The following is a 15,665-nucleotide window of genomic DNA, read 5'->3' on the forward strand; positions in this document are numbered from 1 at the left end:
ATATATTACATTTTTTTCTATGTTTACCAAATGCCTTTATAAAAAAGTTTAACAAAACAGTTGAAAGGTACAAATATAGTTTTTATATACAAAAGGTAGGTCCTAAAAATAATAAGATAATTTTACGAAAAAAAGATGAACTCTTCTAGAGTTCATCTTTTTTATTATTCTCTATACACACTTGTATAAATATATGATGTCTTACTTTTTCCATTTTCAGTTATAGTTCTATATGTTTTTGCAGCTGGTCTACCATTGTAAGTAAAGTTATCAACTTTTATATTTACACCAACTTTATCTTGCGATGCACCATATATTACTGCAGAAATACTACTTCCACTTCTATAACATTGAACATATACTGCATGATCGAAGTTATTAGTAAATCTCAAATCACTATCTCCATCGTTAACCATGGCATCTCTACCTCTAGGAACATATGGTGATGTTTTAGAATGATTTCTAACTTGATCTATATTTAATCCTGACAATAAGACTGCATTAAATAAAGTAGTAGATGTTTGACATACTCCTCCTCCTGGTGCATCTTCATACTGATCACCTATTATAACAGAAGCTTTTTTGTATCCATTACTAAGAACTCTCATTCCTGTATGTTCATTGTATGAAAATGTTTCTCCCGGTTTTAGTATAACATTATTACATCTTTGAGCTGATAGCCCTATATTGTACGATCTCTCTATTAATGCAGAATTAAAAGTAGTTGAAAATGAAGCTAGACATGTGTTTATGCTAGATACATCTTCAGTAGATATTTTCGGTTTTGTAACACTTACTTTTAAGTCTATAGTCTCATATTTCTTGTTATTTAAAGCTTCCTTAACTAATTCTTTATTCTCTTTTGTTTCAAATTTCAAACCAGTTTTTGAAGGATTAACACTTATACCACTACCTATATATACTGATGCATTTTTAAAGTCTTGATTAATTTCATTGGCAAACTTATTTAAGCACTCATCTAGTTTTTCTTCATCATAAGTAACTTTTATAGTATACTTTTCTCCTTCTGATTTCATACTCATGCTTATGTAAGAAGTAATGTCATTAAAGTAAGAACCTGTTCTTGTGGTATTGTAAGCTTTTTCTACTAATTCTTCACTATTATACTTTAAATCAATATCCTCAAAATCAATTTCATAATTATTATTATCATAACTTAAATTTAAATTTTGTGGCTTGTATTTTTTATTTATAGCTTCAATAGCCTCTTTCTTACTCATATTAGATACTTCTACCCCTTGTATAAAAATATTATCAGCTATTTTACCATTATATAAAGACTTTTTAGTAAAAGAATTTATTGAGATACAAATAATTACTATTATAATACCTACTGCTATTCCCAATCTTTTATACAATTTATTTTTATCTTTTTGGGCTGATTTTCTTTCTATATCGTCACCCATAACATCACCTCATCCCTACAAAGGATTATATTTTATAATTAACTTATAAACAACAAATTTTGTCAAGATGTAACTATATTGTTACACATTTTCCCACTAGTATATGATATTTTCCACATAAAAAACCTATACTTAGTATTTACCCAAGTATAGATTTATTTTAAATACTTTATATATAAATAATTTATTTTATTAATGCATTCTTTCTTTTTTTATTCCAGTAAATCTACCAGAATCAGCTACAAACACAAATCCCATTTTATTATAGATTTCATTTAATTGCATTAATGTAACTTCACCCTTTTTTATATTGTCTAAAGTTATATCTTCTATTCTTTTTTCATTAGTTATTAATGTTCCCATAATTTATCACTCCTAAAAATTAATAATTTTAATTCATTATATTAATATGCTTGTACTAATATGATAAGATTTAAAAATAATTCTATTCAAACGTCCGTTCCAAATGTTCGTTCTATGTAATAATTATATACGAACACTTATTCGTTATCAAGTATATTTTTGTTTTTTGTAGAAATTTTTACTTAATAGTAATAAAATACTACCTTTTGTAGATTTATCACTATTATACTGTTAAAATGAAATCGAAAGCTTTTTATTTTAATTTAATAAATACTTTTTAAAGGGGTGAATTCATATGAGTCGTGTAGCTGTAATAAGTGCTGTTTTAGATGAACCAGAAAAATGTCAACAAGAGTTTAACAAAATTTTAGGTGGATTTAAAGGAATTATTAAAGGAAGAATGGGTATTCCTTTTGATGATGAAGGAGTGTCCGTTATAGCTGTTACTGTTGTAGGTGATATGGATACAATTAATAATTTAACAGGTAAATTAGGAAAAATACCATCTGTATCTGTTAAAACAAGTGTTTCTAAAAAAGAAATAAGAGACTAATTTTTAGTTTAAAATCCTATAAAAAATCATTTACACAACATATGTCACTGTAATAAATATCCAAACATTTTTTCGTATTATTTTTTTATTATAGATATACTTTTTTTTACATAATAATTAGCCATGTTCCTTGTTTTTTTCAATTATCATATAGTATTATTATGTTAAAGGGAATATAAAAAGGGGGAGGGGCAATGAAACAAGCTAATGTGGATAATACAATAAAATTCATTGAAAAAAAGACTGAATATGAAGGCAAAAACAAGATCTCTAAACTGCATATTAGTAAGCTTAGTAAAAATCACAAAGTAATTGGATATCAAGAACACAAGAAATTGAAAGCCCTTGAATCTAAAAAGCGAAAAGTCTTTAATTCTAAAATATTTAAATTTAGAAAAAAATCCTTGGAATTTTCATAATAGCATCAAGTGTATTAGTTGGTATGTATTTATGGCAAAAATTCTATAATCCTTCCTATATTCAATCAGATGGTCATAATTTTAAGGTTGAAACTCAAAACTTATCAAATTCTGATGTATCAACATACTCTTCTATTGTAAAAGAGTCCATACAAAGCACTCTAGGAGTCAAATATAAGGTTAATGTTGATCAACTTCATAAAAATGGCAACTTAGTCTTTGCTAGAGGATATTTTAATGTTCCAGACAAAGGTGATATAAATTTCGATATGATACTAAAAAACTATTCGCCATCTTCTTTAAAGATTAATGGTGAAGAATACTTAAAAAAATAAGGTGCATTTAGCACCTTATTTTTTTATATTATTTTTTGCATCTTTAACATTATCTTTAACAGCTTTTCCTACATTTACGCCAGTATTTATAGTTTCTTTTGCCACATTCCCTACTCCATTAATTACATCTTTGCCCACATTTACACCTGTATTTATAGTTTCTTTTGCCACGTTTCCTACTCCGTTTATAACTTCCTTGCCTACATCAGTAACAGGTTTTGTAACCTTAGCCATATGATACATCTCCTATACAATAATTTTATTATAAAGTTATTTACAATATATTATATGACAAATTAATTATATTGTTCCTATATTAAATTATTTATTTTATAATATATATTTTTATAAAAAATTCGCTTCGCTCATGTCGCCAACGAGATGCCTTTGAGCAGAGTGTTGGCAAATCATCTTGCTATCGCTTTAAGCCACTGCATGAGCGCCATGTAAAAAATAAAAACAAGGCTAAGCCTTGCTTTTATTTTAATATTTGTAATGTTATTGTTTTAACTCCCCACTTGTTACAAGCCGATGAGGAATTCATATATATATCAATTTTATTTCCTTTTATTCCTCCACCACAGTCTTCTGCTGTGAATACTTTATCCAATTCTTTTATATATACTTTTGTCCCATAAGGTATAACCTTTGGATCTACTGCTAAAGTTCCATACTTTGCCTTAGTTCCTGTAGCCGTATATCCTCCACCTGTATATGCATACGCTTTAACTGTTATTCTCTTCTTAACATTTGAAGATGAACTTGATTTTTTTATATATTTTACACTAGACCAACCTGTTTTATTGCTATACTTAACTTTGTGCCATCCATTTTTAGTAGAAATTATTTTTACTTTTGTTCCTTTTTTAATTTTTCCTATTGATTTATATTTAGTTGAAGCTCCAGATCTAACATTAATTGTTGCTGTTGCTGTTGCATTTATAGTTGCAGCGTCTGCCTCTATCGGCTTTATTATACCCATAGTCATTACTAATGCTCCTACTATGGCAGTAATTTTTAAAGTCTTTTTAAACATATATTTCCCCCTATATTAATTTTTAAGGTTGTTTTCTCACTGAAAATTATTTCGTCTTTAATGTATGTTTTATTATTGCTATACATATATAGTATTACATTTTAGTAACTTTTTAAAGTCTTTTTGAGAAAAAAGTTACAAACTAGTAACATAAATACATATTTTCCATTTTTTACATAAGCCTACATATAAGTATTTGCAATAGTTTTATAAATATCATTCTAAAATAAATCTTTTTTTACTTTTTTATTCTTTGTAACTTTTAATTTACATTTTGTAAACATTTTCTCATGTCTCAAATTGTAATTTTCCTACAAACTATATTAAGAATAATAATATATATTTTCACATAAAAAAAGCCAAGATAAACTTAGCTTTTATTTCAAAATGTATATTGTTATATTTTGCACTCCCCAGTTCAAGCACTCTTTTTCTGTATTCATATAAATGTCAATTTTATTCCCTTTTATTCCTCCACCGCAGTCTTCTGCAATAAAAGTTTTATCAAATTCTGGTATGTATACTCTGGTCCCATAAGGAATAATAGTCGGATCTACAGCTATAGTTTTACCGAATATAGGTTTTGTACCTGTAGCTGTTATAGTTCCGGTGCAATAAGCATATGCTTTAACTTGCATGCTATACGATATGTCATTAGAACTTCCTGGTTTGTTAGTTGCTGAATCTAATTCATCTTGTGATTTTAGATAAGCAGAAGAACAATAACCGATTTTTCCATTGGATAACTTGACTTTATACCAATTATTATTAGTACGTTCAACTATACTTACTTTATCACCTTTATAAACTATTCCTATAATGCTATTTGATGTAGATGTTCCACTTCTAACGTTTAAATTCGCAGTAGCTATTAAACTATCTATAACTGTAACATTATTATTTGAATCATTGGAATTATTGCCTGAATTACCATTATTCTCTTTTAAATATTTATTACTAGAATACCCTATAGTTCCATCACTTAATTTAACTTTATACCACCCTGTACTTGCAACGCCAAGCATCTCTACTGTACTATTTTTTTTAATATATCCTATTATTTTATACTTAGTTGAGCCACCTGTTCTTACATTCACACCCCAAGTTGATACAAGCTTTTTACCTGTAGTAGATGAATTATTTGAAGAACCTTTTGTAGTAATGTAATCTCCACTTACCCATCCATCTTTACTTTTATACTTAATTTTATACCAACCATCTTTTGAAGATAAAATATCAACCTTATCTCCTTTACTAAGTCCACCTATAGCATTATATGATGTTGATGGTCCACTTCTAACATTAAGTGAATGCGCTGTAACCTCTCCAGTCTTGGAGTCTGCGTATATATTGCTTGTTCCTAAGGCGCAAATTGCAGATGTGGCTGATAATGCTGCTATTGCATATTTATTTTTTTTATTAATCATTTCTCCCCCCACAAACTTAGTTTTTACTCTATAAATTCACCATAATTATCCATTTATTAATATCTTATCTTAATTTCATTTAATTTTAAACATATTAATTAAAAAAATCTTATAAAATTTTAATTTTAGTTTTTTTTGTAAAAGTTCACTAATTATATTTTTAATTTTTCATATACTATTAAAAATATAGTTTTTATGGAAGATTGACTATGGCTGAAAATAATTATCAAATAGCATCTATTACAAAAATTGAAGAGGCTGCAATAAAAAAAGCAGAAGCTGAAGTAAAAAAGAAACTGGTAAAGATTTTGTAATTATCGCTTGGGAAAAAGAATAATTTTTGCAATAAATAAGGACATCATAATATTTTATGATGTCCTTTATATGCATTAGATGGATTTATCTTTAGTTTATTTTTAATTCTCTTTTTCTAAATGTTTTAATCGTTATTTATAAGGTTGAATTGTAATTAATATTTTAGTTGTAAGTTGTAAAATATAAAATCCTATATAATTATAACTACCTCATAGTTATTTAAAACACTTATGTACAATATTTTTATCCATCTAAGCATATTTTATTATAAGTATGGTATTTACATCCACACCATAATAAACTAATCAATATCTATATAAGTTTCATTGTTAGCTTTATTAATAGCTACTTCTAACTCTATTACTTCTCTATTTAGATTATCTATTAATTTTTCCATATCTTCTCTTCCAAAATTTAATTCTGTAACTTTATAATATACAGAAGTTGCTGCCGCATCTACTTTTCTCTCTTTACTAACCTTCACATTTTGCAATAATGCTTCTAATTCAAAGGCTAATTCTCTTTTTAATTTAACTTTATTTAAAGCACCTTGAATAGTTGTTATTTCTCCTAGTACTTGTATTTCTGTAGTATTATTTGCATGTGCGATAGCTGTTTTTATTTTTTCTATATTATTAGATAAGGATATAAGTTCATTAAGTTCTTTATTAAAATCAAATTTTTCATCACAATCAAATCTTATTCCGTCAGCTTCTAATATATACGTAATGCTCGCTTTTTTTCTATTTATAATATTTGGTGACTTATATCTATAATTTCTTTCTATTTCTGCTACTTTAATCATAGCTTGATTTATTGTAAGTTTTTCCATTGATAAATTCCCCCTTATCTATTTCTTTTATTAAATCTAATTATTACATACAATAATTGTATTTTCAATATAGTTAGCTCTATAATCAATGTATTTTTAAATTATTTATTTGCTGGTATAAATTTTATAGCTGCCGAATTAATTGAAAGAATATTATGTTTTAAATCTTCCAGTGTATCATTTAAAACATAACCTAGGTGTATGTCACTTTTTCTACTTCTCACTTCAATTTTGTTTACTATTTCTTCATCTTTTATAAGCTTTATTAAATTATTGTTTATTGCTTTTGAGAATGTAGGCCATCCATAGTTTTTATTTATTTTATCCTTTGATGAAAATAAAGGAGTATTATCTAATACATCTACATAAACTCCTTCACTAAAATAATTGCAGTATTGATTTTCAAAAGGTTTTTCTCTTAATTTATTTTGTGTTACTTCATATTGTAACTGGTTTAAATGCCTCATGGCATAACTTCTTTTTAAATATTCATATCTTCCAGAAAATCTTAAATATTCTCTGTATAATATAGGATTTTTTTTATAAAAATTTTGGTGAAAGTCTTCTGCTTCATAAAAGGTTTTAGCTTCATATAATTTAGTCGCAATTAAATCACCAAATATATTATTTTCTTCTAAATCTTCAATATACCTTTGAGCCTGTCTCCATTGATCAATATCATAGTAAAAAATAGCTGTTTTAAAGCAAAACGATTTATCTCCAAATTGACCTTCTTCATCAGTTGGATCTATAGAATTAAAATAAACTTCAAGTAATTCATTGTAGCTTAAAATCTCATCATCATAAGTTATTTTTACAACTAAATAATGGTTACTATCTTCATTTGAAACTATTTCAAATGTTGGATTTTTATTTGTACCTCCACTATAGCCTACTTTTACTTCCTTTACACCTTTTAATTTTTCAAATGGCTCAACCATACACCAGAAGCATCCCCCTGCAAACATTGCAGTTTTTTCCATAAAAAATCAACTCCTTGGTAAATTTTATTTATTTTCCCCAATAGAGTTGATTTTTAATCTTTATAGTAAATTAATTTTTATAGGCATAAAATATTTAATAATATTATTTTTCGAAAATTCTAATTATTTATAATTATATATTAAAAAGTTTATTAATTCAACTAATAAAATTAATTCTATTATATAATTTATAGATATACTTGTTTAATTTGAGAAAATATACCACAATATAACATATATTAAGCTTTAAAGGAGGTAAAATATGAGCAAGTTAAAAATAGGACTGATTCAGATGAAAGTTTGTGACAATAAAGAACAAAATCTGATGAAAGCTTCTCAATTAGTGTCAAAGATTTCTATTGAAAGGCCTGATATTGTCATTTTGCCAGAAATGTTCTCTTGCCCTTATGCTTCATGTAATTTCCCCATTTATGCTGAAGGTGAAAATGGTAAATCATTTAATTTCTTATCAAATATATCAAAAACAAATAATATATATTTAGTGGCTGGTTCAATCCCAGAAAAAGAAGGAAATAAAATTTACAATACATCTTATGTTTTTAACAGAAAAGGAGAAAAAATAGGAAAGCATAGAAAAATGCACTTATTTGATATAGACATAAAAAATAAACAAAAGTTCAAAGAGTCAGATACTCTATCTGCTGGCAATGAGGTAACTGTATTCGACACAGAATTTGGTAAAATAGGCTTATGTATTTGTTATGATTTTAGATTCCCTGAACTCTCAAGACTTATGGTAGATAAAGGTGCTAAAGCCATAATAGTTCCTGCATCTTTCAATATGACTACAGGTCCTGCCCATTGGCATATTATGTTTAAATCTAGAGCTATAGATAATCAAGTTTTCACCATTGGATGCTCTCCTGCTAGAGATTATAATTCTTCTTATATTTCTTATGGTCATTCTTTAATAGTTTCTCCATTTGGGGAAGTTCTTACAGAGCTAAAAGAAGAAGAAAACTTAATTACTTATACAATCGATTTAAGTTATGTGGATAAAGTGAGAGAAGAACTCCCTCTACTTTATCATAGAAGAAAAGATTTATACGAATTAAATGAAAAATAATAAATATAAGTATTAAGCTAATTTATTAATGGTGGTGAAGTAAATGTGTGACTTTTTATATGGGGCTGTTAATAAAAAAGATTATAATGAAAAATTTATATCAATATCATTAAAATACAACATTCCCATAGATTATACGTTTGAATCATGTGCTTTGTTTCCTGTAAAAAAATCACATGATGATTATATTTTTTTTAGATTAACAAATGAATATTGTGATTGTGCCACTCCCCTTGGATATGGTCGTGGTGAAATAAATACAAAATATTTAAGTACGCCTCACAAAAGACAATTGTATTTAAATTCTATTTATAAAACTATATATAATTACATTGGATGGCTAAAGGAATTAAATGAATCCAGTTGTATTAATCATGTTTACATAGTTAAACATTTCGACGATAATACACCGGAGAAAGAATGTAATAAACATGTAGTTCATATTGATGATATTAATATAGAATTTTTAATAGACTTAGAAAATGAAATAGCTTATAAAGTACAATTCTATAAAAAATATGACTAAATAAAAAAGAGTATCAATTATTGATTATTGATACTCTCTTGTTATTAATTATTTATTATTTTTGTTATTAAAACTTAGAACTTTTACATCTTTTTTATCAGCTAGAGAACCTTCTTTAAGTCCCATTAGTTTTTCCAAATCATCACCATACAAAATCATATTTTCATTATATAGCTTTTCCATTAATGTATTTTTACTTACTATGTTGTTATCTAGTAGTAATTTATACGCTTTTCTAAGGCAAGTTGGATGAGTTGCTTTAACATTGTCCAAAGGCTCTTCTTTATGCCATCCATTTTTGCTTATTTCGTTCACTAAATAATTATATTTTTTATAATTGATTAATCCTAATGCATATGATCTATATAAAATTATAGTAAGTGGTACCATAAACTTAGATTTAACTTCTAAATAAGATTCTAATTCATTAGGGTTGTCTAATTCTTCTATTAATTTGTTTCTTGGTAATAAAAGAGCAGATGCAAAGTCATCTTTATTAAATCTTTTAGCTGGTATATTTAACTCATTGCTTATTATAAATGAAAATTCATAAGCTAGGTCGTAATTTCTAAGAGCTAAAGAATTTTTATCGTGTCCTAAAGATACTATATATTTTTCTTTTCCATCTATACTTTGTTTTTGAGAATATGGAGAAGCTCCTCTTCTATCTATATTCATGGCAGTAATTACTACTCCTATAGCTTCCATAAATGACACCATATTTATTAAAGTTTCTTCACCTAATTCATAGAATTCCCTACATCTGTCGGCCAATTCTTCCATAGATAAATTTTTATTTAAGTTGTCTGGAAGTTGTAATTCTGGAAACTGAATATAGTTTTCAAAGAACAAGTAAAGTTTGTGTATCATTACTAATTTTTCTCTGTATGAAATCTCTTCACTTCTTTGTATAGTTGATTGTGGATTAAAATGAGCTGATTCTACATTTACTTTTATATTTTCATTTCTATAGAAATAATCTCTGGGAAAATGTAGTACATTTGATAATTTTAATGCATTTTCCACTGTTGGTTTATACTTATTTTCCTCAAAAGCTAATATATCTTTTTTATTTATATTTGTTTCCTTAGATACTTGATCTATAGTTTTTCCTCTATATACTCTAGCTATTTTAAGTCTTTTACCATTAAATAGTTCTTTCTTCATATTTATGGTCCTTTCATAGTTGTTTTTTCATTCAACTTCTTATTATACTTAATATTTGACATCTTTTCAAATAATAAGTTATTTCATAATAATAATTTAATGCTACATTGATCTTATTTTGATTTTTACATAATCAAATAATGAGGTTAAATTATTATTATTTTTTCCTCCACCTTGGGCAATAACTTTGCTTCCTCCACCTGGGAAAAAAGCTGTTTTATTTAACATAACATGATACTTATTATCCACTTCTTTAACTTCTTCTATTTCAGCAATAAAACTTTTAATATATGAATCATCATAAAATAACTTTTCCATTTTTATCTCCATTTCAATTTATTTATTGTTTATTTTTAGCATTATTAGTTAATTATAACTATAAAATTATTAATTTAATAGTTTTTCTTATGCAAAGCTTTTAACTATGACTATAATTTAAATAAACTGTTTAAATAAGGAGAAATATATGGATAAAAAAGAAAAAGTTTTGAAGAAATTAGATGAACTAAATATTAAATATAAATTAGTAGATCATCCTCCTGTTTATACTATTGAAGAGATGGAAAACCTTAATTTAGAGGAAAAAGGGCATATAGTTAAAAATCTTTTTTTAAAAAACTCCAATGGGAAAAGTCATTATCTTGTAGTACTAAAGGGAGATAAAAAAGCAGATTTGAAATCAATAAGATCACAAATTCAATCTAGTGCTCTAAGTTTTGCTTCAGAGGAACGATTAGATCAGCATCTAAATTTATTAAAAGGCGCTGTTACTCCCCTAGGTATAATCAATGATGAGAACCACTGCGTAAATGTGATAATAGATGATGACTTAAAAAATCAAAACATTATTGGAGTTCATCCCAATGTAAATACTTCCACAGTTTTTATAAGTTATAATGATATGATAAAATTTATAAATGATTGTGGAAATAAAATTCTGTATGTTAATATATAGTGATAAAATTATTTTATAAATTTATGAAAATAAGCTCTACTATCTAAGAAGATAATAGAGCTTATTTTTATTTATCAATTCCTTGGAATACAAACTTTCCAGATTTTCCGCCAGTTTTTTCAACTAAATGAATATCCGAGATTACCATATTTTTATCTATAGCCTTACACATATCATAAATAGTTAAAAGCGCCACATTAACCCCAGTTAACGCTTCCATTTCTACCCCAGTCTTACCTGCTAATTTAACTAAAGAAATAGCTGTAATACTTTTTTCTTCTTCATTAAATTCAAAATCTATTTTAGACTTTGTTAACATTAAAGGGTGACACATAGGAATTAAATCTGATGTTTTTTTAGTAGCCATTATTCCTGCTACTCTAGCTACTCCAAGAACATCTCCTTTTGCCATATTTCCTTCAACTATCTTTTTATATGTTTCATCATTTACAAATATTTTTCCACTTGCTATTGCTTGTCTTTGTGTAATATTTTTTTCTGTAACATCTACCATTATAGCATTTCCATTCGAATCAAAATGATTTAATTTTTTTTCCATTTTTATCTCCTTCATTTAGTAATACTCATTTAGAACGCTTTGTATCTTATCCTTATCTAATACTTCTGCCTTACCAACATTTCCATCAAGCATTTCCCATACATAATTATGCACCTCTACTGCATTTGAGAAATCTCCAGATTTCCATTTTGTTAAAGAGTTTCTTAGATGCATTCTATCATAATCATCTTTAATTTCTTCAACACCATCCAAAGCCAAATCTATGGTTTTAGGCGTAACTTCACTGCACTGCCATTTATATTCAGCTTGAACTAAAGTATTTGCTAGAGAATGAATAAGTTTAATTGCTTCATTATTACCTTTTGGTTTTTTTATTTCTTTCTCTTTTATATAAATAGTTTCTACAGAAGAAGATTTACTCCCTTCAATAATTTCTTTTCCAATACCAATGAATGATTTTAAGTTATCAATTTTAATAAATTCATTTATATTTTCAAAAACACCATATACTTTTGGAGCTTTTATAAATACATTTGGATAAATTACTCCTATTACTGGTAATAAAATTATGAATACAAGAATAAGATCCAATGTTTTATATCTTAGATTTTTTCTTTTTTCCTTTTTTAATTCTTTAAAAGGTATTTTTATGCTAGATTTAAGATTATTTGGAATATGTATTAAATCAAGATCTGCATTATTTACATTAAATTCCTTTATATACTTATCTATATCTTCATCAATATTTTTTTCTATTTCCAGACTATCAAAATCTATATTGCTCAAAAGGTCATTATCTGGCTTCACATTTGTCATCTTCAAAATCCCCCTTTATATTATCTTTCATGAATTTCAAGGAATTTCTAAGATACAATTTCACAGTACTTTCATCCATATTAAGAATTTCTCCAACATCCTTATAAGACATATTATAAAAATATATTAAAACAACTACATTTTTCAAATGGATATCTAATAAATCTATTCCTTTAAATATATCAATGTATCCATTTTCATCTAATAAGCCTTCATTATCGTCTTGTTCTACCATTCCTATTTCTTCTAAATATTCGTTTATGTGCTTTATAGTAACCTTCGTCATATATTTTTCAAAACTTTCATATTTAGATAACATACGAAAATTATCGTTAATATAAAGAACAGTTCTTTTCATTATTTTCTGTGCATCCTCTTCATACTTAGTGTGAAGAAAAGCTAATTTATATATATATTCACTATTTTTTATCATAAGCTTTTTAAAGGCTTTTTTTTCATTGCCAATAACTTTTTCGAATAAAGTCCCCATAATAAAAATCTCCTCTCAAATGAATCACTTCCAATAAAAAATGTCAGCATTTTTAAATATTCCCTTTAAGTTATTTTACACTTTTTTACAATTATCTTCAAGAATTGTAAATTTAAATAGATATTTTATTTATACTTTTTATTGTCTTTAGAGCATATAAATAATATATAAATTTAAAATAATATTTTCTATATTTACAAGGAGATAATTATGAAAAGAAGAAACTTACTGATAAACGTCATATTACTCACCGCTTCAACTATGAGTCTAGGTTTTATAGGTATGGCTTTTCGGGTATATCTATCTAATAAAATTGGTGCAGAGGGTATGGGTTTATTCCAACTTATTATGAGTATTAACGTTGTATGCCAAACACTAGCTATCTCTGGTATAAGAGTTACTATGACAAGACTTGTTGCAGAAGAGCTAGGAAAAGGCAATGAACATTTAGTAAAAAACATTATTATAAAAGGTCTTTTATACACTTTATTTTTCAGTATATTAACAGGAATTTTATTATTTAACTTATCAGAGTTTATATCAATAACATGGATTCAAGATAAAAGGGCAATTATTCCATTAAAAATTTTGTCTTGTTCCCTACCTTTTGTTGGAATATCTTGTTGTTTAAATGGATACTTCTACGGCTGTAGAAAAGTAATAAAATGTATAAGTGCAGATATTATTGAAACATTAGTGATGATAAGTATTGTATCTTTATGCATAGCATCTTTTTCAACAGGTAGATTAGATTATACTTGTGCTCTTATTTGTGTAGGAAATTCTATTGGATGTATATGCGCTGCATTTTATTCTTACATATTATACATATTCGAAAAAAAGCATTTTACATTTTGTAAAAGTAATAAAAATAAATATTCTTTTTTTAAAATTACAAGAGTTGCCATACCTTTGGCTTTTAGTTCATATATCCAAACTTCATTAAAGACTGTAGAGGATATTTTAATACCAAGGTCTTTAAGGCTTTACGGCTCTTCAGGGTCTATGTCACTATCAATTTTTGGTATGGTAAAAGGAATGGCAATGCCTCTACTTTTATTTCCTTCCATATTCTTAGCTTCTTTTTCAACATTAATTATTCCAGAAATTGCAGAGGCAAATGCTTTAAATAAAAAAAACATGGTAAATTATATAATCTCTAAGGTAATTAAATTTACTATGCTTATTGCAATATTTGCCACAGGAATATTTATTGTATTTTCCAATGAATTAGGAGTAGGACTTTATAAAAGTGAAGAAGTGGGATATTTACTTAAGATTTTAGCTCCTTTAATTCCATTTATGTACTTAGACAGAATAGTAGATGGTAGTTTAAACGCTCTAGACTTGCAAGTTACAACTTTAAAGTACAATATAATTGACATGTTTGTGAGAATTAGTGCTATAACCTTTTTAATCCCTAAATATGGAATAAAAGGTTTTGTATTAGTTTTGTTTATAAGTACAACATTTAATACATCCTTAGGTGTAATAAAAATATTGAAAGTAACAAAACTAAAATTTGATATACTTGACTGGATTTTAAAACCAGCTTTATCCGTAACCTTATCTAGTTATGCAACAAAGATTATTCTTTATTGTTTACATATTGAAAGCTCTGTATTTGTAAGTATAGTATTAGATTTATTTATTTACTTTATTATGCTTATTTTATTTAAGGCAATTAGAGGAAGAGACCTTCAATGGTTTGCAGATGGATTTAAAAAAGATGTAAAAAAAGGAAAATGGGAGACTATGGGACTTTACAAACAAATATAAAATATAAAAGAGTTTGCGAGACTGTGAAGTTTTTTCTGTAAATAGCTTTCTATGATAAGTTTATTAAGGCATGGATATGAAAATTATGTATCCATGCCTTAATTTGAATGTAATTCCAATTTAATTGCATGTCAAGTACACCTTGTAAAAAGGTGTTTTTTTTAGAAATAATTTGTTTTTTAAATAAGTCTTCCTTCATACATTATTGATAATTCACCATAAACTTTGCCCCAATTTCTAAGGGGTAAGGTCCATTTTTTTGTTGCTTCAAAAGTAGCTAAATACAATGCTTTAAGTAATGATACATCACTTGGAAAAACGCTACGTTGACGATTTAAACGGCGATAGCTACTATTGAGACTTTCAATTGCATTAGTTGTATATATAACTTTACGAACGTCTGCAGAAAATTTAAAAATTGGACAAATAGCATCCCAGTTAGTTGACCAACTTTTCATGGCATTTGGATAATGATTTTGCCATTTTTCTGTTACACTAAGCATAATCGCATGTCCTTGTTCTTCATTTGAAGCATGATAAATTGATTTTAAATCCTTTGCAAATTCTTTTTTATCTTTATCTGATACATGTTTTAAAGTGTTACGCACTTGATGAACTATACATCTTTGGTATTC

Annotated in this window: 20 protein-coding genes; 7 read left to right on the forward strand and 13 right to left on the reverse strand. The window is 26.5% G+C overall.

Annotated features, from left to right (window positions below):
* Positions 1–164 precede the first annotated feature (164 nt).
* Both K0040_RS10405 and K0040_RS10410 read right to left on the reverse strand, forming a co-directional pair.
* Positions 165–1,427: a VanW family protein gene (locus K0040_RS10405; protein WP_228108756.1), complete on the reverse strand. Its 1,263-nt coding sequence runs from the start codon at positions 1,425–1,427 to the stop codon at positions 165–167.
* A gap of 192 nt (positions 1,428–1,619) precedes the next feature.
* The gene (locus K0040_RS10410) at positions 1,620–1,790 is read right to left on the reverse strand and encodes a hypothetical protein (protein ID WP_228108757.1); all 171 of its coding nucleotides are present in this window, start codon (positions 1,788–1,790) and stop codon (positions 1,620–1,622) included.
* A gap of 295 nt (positions 1,791–2,085) precedes the next feature.
* Between K0040_RS10410 and K0040_RS10415 the strand changes: the two genes are divergently transcribed.
* The 3 genes from K0040_RS10415 to K0040_RS10425 all read left to right on the forward strand — a co-directional run bounded on the left by K0040_RS10415 (position 2,086) and on the right by K0040_RS10425 (position 3,097).
* Positions 2,086–2,343 (forward strand): TM1266 family iron-only hydrogenase system putative regulator, encoded by a 258-nt coding sequence (locus K0040_RS10415; protein WP_018589437.1) that lies wholly within the window; start codon positions 2,086–2,088, stop codon positions 2,341–2,343.
* Positions 2,344–2,537: 194 nt separating this feature from the next.
* Positions 2,538–2,762 (forward strand): hypothetical protein, encoded by a 225-nt coding sequence (locus K0040_RS10420; RefSeq protein ID WP_228108758.1) that lies wholly within the window; start codon positions 2,538–2,540, stop codon positions 2,760–2,762.
* Positions 2,763–2,785: 23 nt separating this feature from the next.
* Entirely contained in the window at positions 2,786–3,097 is a 312-nt protein-coding gene (locus K0040_RS10425) for a hypothetical protein (RefSeq protein WP_228108759.1), read from the forward strand.
* Between the two features lie 15 nt (positions 3,098–3,112).
* Here K0040_RS10425 and K0040_RS10430 read toward each other — a convergent pair whose 3' ends face one another.
* The 5 genes from K0040_RS10430 to msrA form a co-directional block, all read right to left on the reverse strand.
* Positions 3,113–3,331 carry a hypothetical protein gene (locus K0040_RS10430; RefSeq protein WP_018589435.1) on the reverse strand — a complete coding sequence of 73 codons (219 nt, stop codon included), beginning with the start codon at positions 3,329–3,331 and terminating at the stop codon, positions 3,113–3,115.
* Between the two features lie 244 nt (positions 3,332–3,575).
* On the reverse strand, positions 3,576–4,133 hold the full coding sequence (locus K0040_RS10435) for a 3D domain-containing protein (protein WP_228108760.1): 558 nt from the start codon (positions 4,131–4,133) through the stop codon (positions 3,576–3,578).
* Positions 4,134–4,510: 377 nt separating this feature from the next.
* A complete protein-coding gene (locus K0040_RS10440) occupies positions 4,511–5,560 on the reverse strand; it encodes an SH3 domain-containing protein (RefSeq protein ID WP_228108761.1) in 1,050 nt (349 codons plus the stop codon).
* A gap of 616 nt (positions 5,561–6,176) precedes the next feature.
* Positions 6,177–6,707: a hypothetical protein gene (locus K0040_RS10445; protein WP_228108762.1), complete on the reverse strand. Its 531-nt coding sequence runs from the start codon at positions 6,705–6,707 to the stop codon at positions 6,177–6,179.
* 101 nt (positions 6,708–6,808) lie between these two features.
* Positions 6,809–7,690, reverse strand: a complete 882-nt coding sequence (msrA, locus tag K0040_RS10450; RefSeq protein ID WP_228108763.1) for a peptide-methionine (S)-S-oxide reductase MsrA — start codon at positions 7,688–7,690, stop codon at positions 6,809–6,811.
* A 262-nt stretch (positions 7,691–7,952) separates the two neighbouring features.
* Between msrA and K0040_RS10455 the strand changes: the two genes are divergently transcribed.
* Positions 7,953–8,777: a carbon-nitrogen hydrolase family protein gene (locus tag K0040_RS10455; RefSeq protein WP_228108764.1), complete on the forward strand. Its 825-nt coding sequence runs from the start codon at positions 7,953–7,955 to the stop codon at positions 8,775–8,777.
* A gap of 43 nt (positions 8,778–8,820) precedes the next feature.
* Positions 8,821–9,303 carry a hypothetical protein gene (locus K0040_RS10460; RefSeq protein WP_228108765.1) on the forward strand — a complete coding sequence of 161 codons (483 nt, stop codon included), beginning with the start codon at positions 8,821–8,823 and terminating at the stop codon, positions 9,301–9,303.
* A 48-nt stretch (positions 9,304–9,351) separates the two neighbouring features.
* Here K0040_RS10460 and K0040_RS10465 read toward each other — a convergent pair whose 3' ends face one another.
* A complete protein-coding gene (locus K0040_RS10465) occupies positions 9,352–10,470 on the reverse strand; it encodes an XRE family transcriptional regulator (protein WP_228108766.1) in 1,119 nt (372 codons plus the stop codon).
* 102 nt (positions 10,471–10,572) lie between these two features.
* Positions 10,573–10,788, reverse strand: coding sequence for a hypothetical protein (locus K0040_RS21075; protein WP_331476295.1), 216 nt, complete (start codon positions 10,786–10,788; stop codon positions 10,573–10,575).
* A gap of 148 nt (positions 10,789–10,936) precedes the next feature.
* Between K0040_RS21075 and K0040_RS10475 the strand changes: the two genes are divergently transcribed.
* Positions 10,937–11,425, forward strand: coding sequence for a prolyl-tRNA synthetase associated domain-containing protein (locus K0040_RS10475; protein ID WP_228108767.1), 489 nt, complete (start codon positions 10,937–10,939; stop codon positions 11,423–11,425).
* A 67-nt stretch (positions 11,426–11,492) separates the two neighbouring features.
* Here the strand turns inward: K0040_RS10475 and moaC are convergent, their stop codons facing one another.
* From moaC to K0040_RS10490, 3 genes are read right to left on the reverse strand one after another with little or no spacing between them, the layout of a single operon-like run.
* A complete protein-coding gene (gene moaC, locus K0040_RS10480) occupies positions 11,493–11,984 on the reverse strand; it encodes a cyclic pyranopterin monophosphate synthase MoaC (protein ID WP_228108768.1) in 492 nt (163 codons plus the stop codon).
* Positions 11,985–11,999: 15 nt separating this feature from the next.
* Positions 12,000–12,761 carry a DUF6241 domain-containing protein gene (locus tag K0040_RS10485; protein WP_228108769.1) on the reverse strand — a complete coding sequence of 254 codons (762 nt, stop codon included), beginning with the start codon at positions 12,759–12,761 and terminating at the stop codon, positions 12,000–12,002.
* Complete coding sequence (locus tag K0040_RS10490) at positions 12,739–13,251, reverse strand: RNA polymerase sigma factor (RefSeq protein ID WP_228108770.1); 513 nt, start codon at positions 13,249–13,251, stop codon at positions 12,739–12,741. Before K0040_RS10490 ends, K0040_RS10485 begins: the two co-directional genes overlap by 23 nt.
* Positions 13,252–13,461: 210 nt before the next feature.
* Between K0040_RS10490 and K0040_RS10495 the strand changes: the two genes are divergently transcribed.
* Positions 13,462–15,030: an oligosaccharide flippase family protein gene (locus K0040_RS10495; RefSeq protein ID WP_228108771.1), complete on the forward strand. Its 1,569-nt coding sequence runs from the start codon at positions 13,462–13,464 to the stop codon at positions 15,028–15,030.
* Between the two features lie 179 nt (positions 15,031–15,209).
* Here K0040_RS10495 and K0040_RS10500 read toward each other — a convergent pair.
* A partial coding sequence (locus tag K0040_RS10500; protein WP_228108772.1) for a transposase occupies positions 15,210–15,665 on the reverse strand: 456 nt, incomplete at its 5' end.

This window comes from Terrisporobacter petrolearius (assembly GCF_020748185.1).
Classification (GTDB): Bacteria; Bacillota; Clostridia; order Peptostreptococcales; family Peptostreptococcaceae; genus Terrisporobacter; species Terrisporobacter petrolearius.

What these genes read in the sequence shown, in the direction of transcription:
- K0040_RS10460 (WP_228108765.1), top strand. Translation starts at nt 8,821, where the DNA reads ATGTGTGACTTTTTATATGGGGCTGTTAATAAAAAAGATTATAATGAA.
- K0040_RS10465 (WP_228108766.1), bottom strand. Translation starts at nt 10,470, where the DNA reads ATGAAGAAAGAACTATTTAATGGTAAAAGACTTAAAATAGCTAGAGTA.
- K0040_RS10490 (WP_228108770.1), bottom strand. Translation starts at nt 13,251, where the DNA reads ATGGGGACTTTATTCGAAAAAGTTATTGGCAATGAAAAAAAAGCCTTT.
- msrA (WP_228108763.1), bottom strand. Translation starts at nt 7,690, where the DNA reads ATGGAAAAAACTGCAATGTTTGCAGGGGGATGCTTCTGGTGTATGGTT.
- K0040_RS21075 (WP_331476295.1), bottom strand. Translation starts at nt 10,788, where the DNA reads ATGGAAAAGTTATTTTATGATGATTCATATATTAAAAGTTTTATTGCT.
- K0040_RS10420 (WP_228108758.1), top strand. Translation starts at nt 2,538, where the DNA reads ATGAAACAAGCTAATGTGGATAATACAATAAAATTCATTGAAAAAAAG.
- K0040_RS10425 (WP_228108759.1), top strand. Translation starts at nt 2,786, where the DNA reads ATGTATTTATGGCAAAAATTCTATAATCCTTCCTATATTCAATCAGAT.
- K0040_RS10475 (WP_228108767.1), top strand. Translation starts at nt 10,937, where the DNA reads ATGGATAAAAAAGAAAAAGTTTTGAAGAAATTAGATGAACTAAATATT.
- K0040_RS10495 (WP_228108771.1), top strand. Translation starts at nt 13,462, where the DNA reads ATGAAAAGAAGAAACTTACTGATAAACGTCATATTACTCACCGCTTCA.
- K0040_RS10410 (WP_228108757.1), bottom strand. Translation starts at nt 1,790, where the DNA reads ATGGGAACATTAATAACTAATGAAAAAAGAATAGAAGATATAACTTTA.
- K0040_RS10405 (WP_228108756.1), bottom strand. Translation starts at nt 1,427, where the DNA reads ATGGGTGACGATATAGAAAGAAAATCAGCCCAAAAAGATAAAAATAAA.
- K0040_RS10430 (WP_018589435.1), bottom strand. Translation starts at nt 3,331, where the DNA reads ATGGCTAAGGTTACAAAACCTGTTACTGATGTAGGCAAGGAAGTTATA.
- K0040_RS10455 (WP_228108764.1), top strand. Translation starts at nt 7,953, where the DNA reads ATGAGCAAGTTAAAAATAGGACTGATTCAGATGAAAGTTTGTGACAAT.
- K0040_RS10435 (WP_228108760.1), bottom strand. Translation starts at nt 4,133, where the DNA reads ATGTTTAAAAAGACTTTAAAAATTACTGCCATAGTAGGAGCATTAGTA.
- K0040_RS10415 (WP_018589437.1), top strand. Translation starts at nt 2,086, where the DNA reads ATGAGTCGTGTAGCTGTAATAAGTGCTGTTTTAGATGAACCAGAAAAA.
- moaC (WP_228108768.1), bottom strand. Translation starts at nt 11,984, where the DNA reads ATGGAAAAAAAATTAAATCATTTTGATTCGAATGGAAATGCTATAATG.
- K0040_RS10440 (WP_228108761.1), bottom strand. Translation starts at nt 5,560, where the DNA reads ATGATTAATAAAAAAAATAAATATGCAATAGCAGCATTATCAGCCACA.
- K0040_RS10445 (WP_228108762.1), bottom strand. Translation starts at nt 6,707, where the DNA reads ATGGAAAAACTTACAATAAATCAAGCTATGATTAAAGTAGCAGAAATA.
- K0040_RS10485 (WP_228108769.1), bottom strand. Translation starts at nt 12,761, where the DNA reads ATGACAAATGTGAAGCCAGATAATGACCTTTTGAGCAATATAGATTTT.